Source organism: Pseudomonas sp. SDT291_1_S447, assembly GCF_054070155.1.
Window position 1 is genome coordinate 1 of the sequence record NZ_JBSVXS010000171.1, and the last position, 8,336, is coordinate 8,336.

Annotated in this window: 5 protein-coding genes; all 5 read right to left on the minus strand. The window is 60.5% G+C overall.

Going from position 1 to position 8,336, the window contains the following annotated elements; genetic code table 11:
* Positions 1–235 precede the first annotated feature (235 nt).
* On the minus strand, positions 236–2,698 hold the full coding sequence (locus tag ACW9IR_RS27410; protein ID WP_102900913.1) for a TonB-dependent siderophore receptor: 2,463 nt from the start codon (positions 2,696–2,698) through the stop codon (positions 236–238).
* Between the two features lie 117 nt (positions 2,699–2,815).
* A complete protein-coding gene (locus tag ACW9IR_RS27415; protein WP_457465741.1) occupies positions 2,816–4,465 on the minus strand; it encodes a cyclic peptide export ABC transporter in 1,650 nt (549 codons plus the stop codon).
* Positions 4,466–4,611: 146 nt separating this feature from the next.
* Positions 4,612–5,520 (minus strand): dihydropyoverdine dehydrogenase, encoded by a 909-nt coding sequence (gene pvdO, locus ACW9IR_RS27420; RefSeq protein WP_457465743.1) that lies wholly within the window; start codon positions 5,518–5,520, stop codon positions 4,612–4,614.
* A 31-nt stretch (positions 5,521–5,551) separates the two neighbouring features.
* Positions 5,552–6,832: a pyoverdine-tailoring periplasmic protein PvdN gene (gene pvdN / locus ACW9IR_RS27425; RefSeq protein ID WP_457465745.1), complete on the minus strand. Its 1,281-nt coding sequence runs from the start codon at positions 6,830–6,832 to the stop codon at positions 5,552–5,554.
* Positions 6,829–8,199, minus strand: coding sequence for a pyoverdine-tailoring dipeptidase-like protein PvdM (gene pvdM, locus ACW9IR_RS27430; protein ID WP_110719721.1), 1,371 nt, complete (start codon positions 8,197–8,199; stop codon positions 6,829–6,831). The genes pvdN and pvdM overlap by 4 nt, the downstream gene beginning before the upstream one ends.
* Positions 8,200–8,336 lie beyond the last annotated feature (137 nt).

The window sequence follows — 8,336 nt, forward strand, 5'->3', positions numbered from 1 at the left end:
GCGAGGGAACACTGAGCCTCAGCGAAGTGCCGTACGCCAGGGGCAAAGCCTTTTGGTTCCTTTTTGGCGTTTGAAAGGGACTCGCTGTAAGAGCGAAACCGCCAGCAGCAACCCCCAAAAAAACGGATATACACCCAAAACCCCAAGAACATGGTCGGCCCACAGGCCGCCAAGCCCAAATCAGCGCCAAAAAAAACGCCAGCAAATGCCGGCGTTTCAGTGAGCGCAAAACGTATTACCAGTTGTAGGTCACGTCAGCAGTCATGGTACGACCTTCACCGTAGTAGCAGTCGAGCGTACCGTTGCACGCGGCAACGTACTTCTCGTCGGTGATGTTCTGCAGGTTAGCCTGCAGCTTCACACCTTTGACATGCAGCGGCGATTTTTCCAGATCGTAGGACACCATCGCGTCATACACGGTGTACGACGGCACCTGGAAGGAATCCGACTCGTAGTCCGAGCCGTAGCTTTGTTGCACGTAACGAGCACCCAGGCCCATGCCAAAACCGGCCAGAGCAGTAGAGATGTCGAAGTCGTAGTTGATCCACGCCGATGCGGTCAGCGGTGGAGCCATGGCCACGGTGCGACCTTCGCGACCGTCGTTGGCGCTGTGCCACTTGGTCTGGTTACGCGACACGGCGGCCAATACGCGCAGGTTCTGCGTGACATTGACCTTGCCTTCCAGCTCTACGCCACGCGAACGCACCGTACCGCTCTGCACGCTGAACCCCGGGTTGTTGAGGTCGGTGGTCAGCATGTTGTCCTGGTCGATCTGGTAAGCCGACAGCTGAATGAAACCGTCGACGAAGGTCGGTTCGTACTTGATGCCGACTTCGTACTGCTTGCCGGTGGTCGGTTCGAACGCACCGCCGCTCATGTCGGTACCGGTTTGCGGCAGGAACGATTCGGCGTAGCTCACGTAAGGCGTGATGCCGTTCTCGAACTCGTAGCCCAGGCCGGCGCGACCGGTGAACTTCTCGTCTTTCTGGTTGCTGTGACCGCCGGACAGGGGTTGCTTATTGTCGGTTTCGGCGAAGTCGTAACGACCGCCGAGGGTCAGGAACCACTGGTTCCAGCGCAGTTGATCCTGAGCGTACAAACCGGTCTGGGTGATGGTGTTATCCCATTTGTACGGCTGGCGGAAGTTGATCTGGCTGCCATACACCGGGTTGTACAGGTCGATACCCGGAGCGGTGCGGTCGTACAGGCCGAGGAACTTCGAGTTGAAGTGGTAGTAGTCCACGCCCAACAGCACGGTGTGGTCGATATCGGCAGTCTTGAACTTGGCCTGGGCAATGTTATCGAGGCCATAGACCTTGTTGTGCTGCGACCAGTCCACGGCGTAACGGCTCTGGAAGCTGTTGTCGTTGAGGCCGGTGACCGGGTTGGTCGGGAACGAGTAGCCGTGCAGTGGCGCCACGTACTGGTCGTTGACGTCGGCGTAACGGGCATTCTGCTTGAAGGTCCAGACGTCGTTGAATTCGTGGGCGATTTCGTAACCGACGACAAACTGCTCACGATGGTACTTGTTCACGTCCGGCTCGCCGATGAAGCGGCTGCGGCTGATGCGACCGTTGGAGGTGCTCTTGACCGTGCCGAACGCTGGCAGGCCCTGGGCTTCCGGTACGTCGTGGTCCTTCTGGTACTGGCCGAATACGGTGATGGTGGTGCGGTCGTTCGGCAGCCAGGTCAGGCTCGGCGCCAGCATCATGCGGTTCTGGCTGGCGTAGTCGATGGCCGAGTTGCTGTCGTTGACCACACCGGTCAGGCGATAGAGGAATTCACCCTGATCATCGATCGGGCCGCCGAGGTCGAAGGCACCGTAGGCGCGGTCATAGCTGCCGCCACCGATTTTGATTTCGTGCAGCGGTGTCGCGGTCGGACGCTTGCTGACCATGTTGACGATGCCGCCAGGCTGGTTCTGACCGTAGAGCACCGAGGCCGGGCCTTTGAGCACTTCGATGCGCTCGAGGGTGTACGGGTCGATCTGCAGCGAACCGCCGGTGCTGCCGCCGCCGTAAGGCATGTGCAGGCCGTCGAGGTACAGCGGAGTAGGGGAGAAGCCGCGGGAGGTCGGCTCGTCAAAAATCTTCACGCGGTCGGCGAAGCCGCCACCAGTGATGCCCGGGGTATAACGCAGGGCCTCGGTGACCGATTGCGAACCGCGCATCTTGATTTCGTCTTGGGTGACGACGTTGATCGTCTGCGGGATGACCTTGATTGCCGTATCGGTCTTCGAGCCCGTGGCGCTGCGTTTGGCGACGATCCCGTCGACCGGACCCCAGGCCGATTCCGCGGTCGCGGAGATGTTGGTCGGTGCCAGATCCAGGCTGGCGCCGCTGTTGCTGCGCGAGCGCAACGCGACGTTATTGCCTTCAACGCTGTAGGCAATGTCGGTGCCGTTGAGCAACTGCGCGATGGCGGCAGTCGGTTCCAGGTTGCCGCTGACCGCGCTGCTGCGCAGACCACTCACTTCATCCGGGCTGTACAGCACCTGAAGGTTGGTCTGGCGACCGAATTCCTGCAAAGCGCTCCCCAGCGACTGGGCAGGAATATTGATCGCCACCGCCGCAGCCTGCGCCTGGCCGATCATCGGCAAGGTGAGGGCCATGGCGCACAGCGCTGGCAACGTGGAACGGAAAGAACGGCGGATCAGCAGAGCCTTGGCGAGCGGGTGGAGTCCGTGCGGTGCGGGCATTATTCTTCTACTCTTCAAAGTGTTGACTGAGAACTATTTCTATTAACTGTAAATAAGACGTTGAACCTTCCAAAAACCGGAAAGGCTCAACGCACTTTTTTTACAAAATTTTCACAATCAGGCGGGTTGAAGCTCGGTGACCACTTTGCCGGCGCTCATGCGCACCAATTGGTCGGCGACATCGAAGTAACGATCGTCGTGGGAAATGACGATGATGGTTTTGCCCAGACGCTTCAGGTCAGGCAGCAGCTCGGTGTAGAAAATGCGGCGGAAGGTCGGGTCCTGGTCGGCAGCCCATTCGTCGAACACCAGCACCGGGCGCTCTTCCAGCCACGCGTTGATCAGCGCCAGACGCTTGCGCTGGCCGGTGGACAGGTCGGTGGTGGTGAACGAGCCGTCACGCACGCTGACCTTGTGGGCGATCTCCAGGCGCTGCAGGTATTTGTTGGCGTCTTCGGGGATATGCGTGTCGCCCTGGACCACGTCGTCGAACAGGTAATAGTCGGCGAAAATCGTGGTGAACAACTGGCGATAATCATCGCGGGTCGTGGCGTCGATGATCTGCTGGTTAAGGCGGATCTCACCCTGTTGCGGCGCGTACAGGCCCAGCAGCAGCTTGATCAGGGTGGTCTTGCCACAGCCGTTTTCACCGACGATGAAGATGATGTCGCCCTGTTCGATTTTCAGGTTCACCGGGCCGAGACGGAACGGTGCCGCGCCTTCCACGGTCGGGAAGCTGTACGACACATCGGTCAGTTCGAGGCTGTGCACAACGTTGTTTTTCGGGCCTTGATCGCTGAGCAGCAGGTGCGGTTCGGGCGAGGAGAACTGCTCCGAGAGATCGGCGATGCGGCGGAAGGCGATCTGCGCGCGACTGACAATCGGCAAGGTACTGATCAGGTGTTCCAGCGGACCTTTCATGTACAGCAACACCAGCACGAAGCCGCTGATCACCGCTTTGTCGGCGCTCGGCCACAGCGATTGCAAGCCCAGCGCCAAGCCGATGACCACGAAAAACAGCATCGAACCGAGGGTTTTGGCGATGACGAACGTGTTCACCGAACGCACCTGGGTGTCGCAGATCTTGTTCGCCGTTCCTTCGATACCGGCAACGAACATGCGGTGCCGGCGAGGGCGGTGGATGCGCAGTTCTTTCGCGCCTTCAGCCACGGCGTGATAGTTCTTCTGCAACTCGTCTTCGTAGTCGCGGGCCTTCATGAAGCCCTGCATGCCACGCCCGCGGGCAATGTACTGAATGATCGTGCTGAGCAGAATCGCCACCACCACCATCAAAAACATCGGCCATGACAGCATCGCCAGATAGCCCATGCAGCCGAGGGTGACGGTCATGGAAATCGCCAGCGGAGCAAAGGCGAAAGCGAAGTCGCTGATGGTGTCGACGTCGTGGGTCAGCACCGGGATCAGCCGATGGCTGCGGTAGCGCTCGATCTGCTCGATGGGGGCGCTGAGGACTTTCTCGCCCAGCTCCTTACGCAGTTTGGCAATGATGTGCTGGCCGACATAGTTGGTGCCGATGTCGGAAAAAATCGAACTGGTCAGGGCCAGCAGGCACAACCCGGCGAAGACCGCGACCACGGTGTTGCTCAGGTCGCCTTCGGTATGCAATACGCTGTTGATGGTCGCCAGCAGCGCGGTGACACTCAGACCGCCGACCATGCCGAGCAGGGTCGAGACGGTCACGATCAGCCGAAAGGGTTTGAGCAGGGCGAACAATTCTTTGATCACCCCGCGTGTTGGTTTGCTCATGGAGGTTCCCTGCTGGAAAAAGCGGCGAAGGCCGGCATGGTTCGCGGACTTCGCCTGGATGACGTAGAGGGCGGTGGCGCACCGTGTCGGTTCGCGCTCACCTGTAAAACGACTGGCAGGACGGCTAATTTAGCCGGGCGAGGGCGTTACAGATCGCGAGCGACGCGAAAGCCGATCCAGTCGCCGCGCGTGTCGGTGTAGGTGGCGTTGCGGTTGCCGGAGCGGGAGAACACTGGCGCTTCGCCCCAGTCGTTGCCACGGATGCGGCGGATCTCGCATTTGCCGCTCAGCCACGCGCTGCCATCGCTTGGTGCGCCGACGTAGTTTTCGTTGTAGCAGTCGGCCGTCCATTCATAGATGTTGCCGTGCATGTCGTACACGCCGAAGGCATTGGCTGGAAAGCTGCCGGCCGGCGCGGTGAAGTTGTAGCCATCGGCGGCGCCGTAAGTGTTGGCGTGTTTTGCGATGCTGTACTCCTTGCCTTCATCGAAGGGGAAGGGGAACGGCCCGCTGCTGCCGCCACGCGCTGCGTATTCACGCAGGGATTCGCTGACCAGTCGGTATTGTTTGCCGGTCTTTTTCGACAGCCACGCCACGTACGCTTCGACTTCAGGGAAGTCCATGCATACCGCTGGATGTTTGTCGGTGTACTGTTTGCGCGGGTCGCTGCCCTGATAGTCGGGGATGCCGGCCTTGCATGCACGACCTGGACGCGTGTCACCGTCGGGCATTTTGTAGCCGCTGTCCTTGAGGTAGGCATCCCACTCACCGCGCAGCACCTGAAAACGGCTGATCGCCAGCGGCTGGGCAAACGTCACCGGGTGCATCGGGCCTTCGTCAGGCTCGCGGCCGACTTCATCGTCCGGGGTGCCCATGGTGAAGGTGCCGGTGGGCAGGACGACCATTTCCGGGCAGTCCTTGCAGTCCTTGAACACCTTGCCCGGCGCCGGCGGTGTAGCGGCCTGGACTGCGCCAGGCAGCAGGCCGGCGGCGAGGGCGGTGAGCATCAGCGCCGGAAAGGTCTTGAGGGGAAAACGACGCAGTTCACTGTTCATGGCGGGTCTCGCTAAAAGGAAAAGGGAGCGCTCAGAGGGTTTGGTCGAGCACGGCCAGCAGACGGTCGATTTGTGCTTCGTCATTGAGCAGCCCGGGTGCGGTGCGGATCACCGGGCCGACATCGCGGTGGACGGCATCGGCCACCACGCGGTTGGCCATCAGGTGCGCAGCGATCTTGTCGCTGTCCTTGGCCTTGACCCGGAAGAAGGTGAAACCGGCAGACAGCGCCGGGCTCAACGGCGTGACGAGTTCGATTTGCGCGCGTTGTTGCAAATGCTGTTTGAGGTAGCTGTTGAGCGCGTGAATGCGCGCTTCGACATCAGCCTTGCCCAGTTGCAGGTGTAACTTGAACGCCTCGTCCAGCGCCCAGCGGTGCTCGAACGCGTGGTAGCCACCCGGGGTCATGGTGGTGGAAAACGCTGTGGCTTCGGAGAATGTCGGAATGATCGGAGTGACGTATCTGACCTCTTCAAAACGGCTGCAAATGATCCCGGTGCCGCGCGGGCCGAACATCCATTTGTGCGTGCCGGCAATGAAGAAGTCGCAGTTCATTTGCGCGAAGTTCAGGTTGTCCACACCGAAGCCGTGCACGCCGTCGACCACGTAGACGATCCGGTCGGCATCGCTGCGGCCGCGATTGTGCTTGTCGACGATTGCGCCGATCTCGCCGATTGGCAGTTTCAGGCCGCTGCCCGAATGTACCCAGCACATCCCCAGCACCCGGGTTTCGGGGCGGATGGCGTTGTCGATGTTGGCGAGGATTTCGGCTTTGCTGGCGCTGTACACATCCTTGAACAACGGGATCTTGCGGATTCGCGTGCCATCGCGTTCGGTGCGCAAGGCGAGGATGGTGTGGGTGGCGTAATGTTCGTGGACGGTGGTGAGGATTTCCTGATCCGGGCGCACATGCACGCCACCATAAATCGTCGCCAGGCCTTCGGTGGTGCTGCCGGTCAGCGCGATCTGTTTGGCGTTGGTCTGCAAGTAGCGAGCGGCCCAGACCCGCACGTTTTCCTCACGCTGTTCGATCACGCCCAGATCCCAATCCATCGCCAGGCCGGGATTTTTGTCGAGCGCCGCGCGATGTTGCTCGATCGCCTCGCGCACCGGTCTGGGGTGCGAGGTGATCAGAAAGTTGGAGAAATGCAGGTAGTCCGGATCCTGATCGAACAGCTGCTGCAACTGCGCCCATTTGTTGCGCGGCAACGGTGCAGCGGCTGAAGCGCTGGCGAGCGTCGGCAGGCTCGCACCCAGTGGCAGCGCCGCAGCCAGTATCCCGGCCTGCTTCAGAAAATCGCGACGATTGCTCATGGCTTGGCGGTTCCCGGCGCGGTGGCCAGTGCCGGTTTCGCGGCTTTTTCGACCTGATCCCAGACGCGCAGGAAGTTGCCGCCCCAGAGCTTGGCGATATCCGCCTCGGAATAACCGCGCGAGATCAACTCGGCGGTGACGTTGCGGATTTCACCGACGTTTTCGAAACCTTTGACGCCACCGCCCTCGTTGAAGTCGGAACTGATGCCGACATGGTCGATGCCGATCTTGCGCACCGCGTAATCGATGGCGTCGCCCAGGTCCTTGAGGCTGGCTTTCGGCTCTTCTTCGAGGATGCCGTAGAGGCGACCGGCGTACTGGCCGAACTTCTGCTCGGACCACGCCGCAATAATCGGGTCACCGGGCATCAACGCCATGGCCAGGTTCGGCAGCGGCGGCAAATCGAAGTCCTTGCGCATTTCATTGAGCTTGTCTTGCGTGGTTTGGGTCAGCGGGCGCAGGTACTGCGAGAACGCGACAATCTGCACCACGCCGCCGCTGTTCTTGATCAGCTGCATTTCCTTGTCGCTGAGGTTGCGCGGAATATCGACCATTGCGCGTGGCGCCGAGTGCGAGGCGATCAGCGGCGTGCGGCTCAGTTGCGCGACTTGCTCAAGGGCCTTGGTCGACATTTGCGAGACGTCGATGATCACCCCCAGATCGTTGAGGCGCTTGACCGCTTGCTTGCCCAGATCCGAGAGGCCGTCGAGGGCATCCGGCGAGTCATTGAGAAACGGCAACGGACGCGATGAGTCAGCCCAGTCGTTGTTGCCGATGTAGCTGAAGCCGAACATGCGCATACCGCGCGCCGTCCACATGTCCAGCAGGCTCAGGTCGTGACCCAGCGGGTAGGCGTTGAGCATGCTGATGAAAATCGCGAATTTGCCTTCGCCGTGCAGGCGTCGGAAATCATCCGGGGTGTAGGCGATGGCGACTTGATTGGGGTAGTCGCGGACCATGCCGGAAATGATCTTGAAGCGTATTTCCTGCTGATTGCGCGCCTCGTCCACGAAGCCGGGCGTTGGCTTGTGCGGTGCGTTCGGACCGTTCCACATTTCCGGCCAGCCGAAGATGGTCAGCGCCGCGCCGGACAGGCGACCGCGATTGGCCTTGGCCAGATCGAACTGGCCGTCACCGTCCTTGTCGGCTTCGTGACCGTCGGTGCCGAAGTTCTGCGTCAGGCTGACATGGCTGTCGAAAGAGAGCATGCGTTCGTGCAGCTCATCCGCCTGTTTCATGACTTTGACCGGGTAGCCGAGGTCATCCTTGAACCAGTGTTGCCAGACGGCAAAGCCTGCGCCGGCGCTGATCGCCAAGGCTAACGGCAGGCCAATGAATAGAGCCTTTTTCGAACGTGGTTTTGTCATTGCCATCTCAGTCGGGTTCGCCATTGAGGTGCAGGCGCGGGGGCCTTTGCTATCTGGGAAGAACGAGTGGATGGCCGTGGAATTTAGGTTGCCAGGTTAAAAGATCGCAGCCTTCGGCAGCTCCTACAGGGATATAC

Coding starts and splice junctions, on each gene's coding strand:
- pvdO (WP_457465743.1), bottom strand. CDS start 5,520: ATGAACAGTGAACTGCGTCGTTTTCCCCTCAAGACCTTTCCGGCGCTG.
- ACW9IR_RS27415 (WP_457465741.1), bottom strand. CDS start 4,465: ATGAGCAAACCAACACGCGGGGTGATCAAAGAATTGTTCGCCCTGCTC.
- ACW9IR_RS27410 (WP_102900913.1), bottom strand. CDS start 2,698: ATGCCCGCACCGCACGGACTCCACCCGCTCGCCAAGGCTCTGCTGATC.
- pvdM (WP_110719721.1), bottom strand. CDS start 8,199: ATGACAAAACCACGTTCGAAAAAGGCTCTATTCATTGGCCTGCCGTTA.
- pvdN (WP_457465745.1), bottom strand. CDS start 6,832: ATGAGCAATCGTCGCGATTTTCTGAAGCAGGCCGGGATACTGGCTGCG.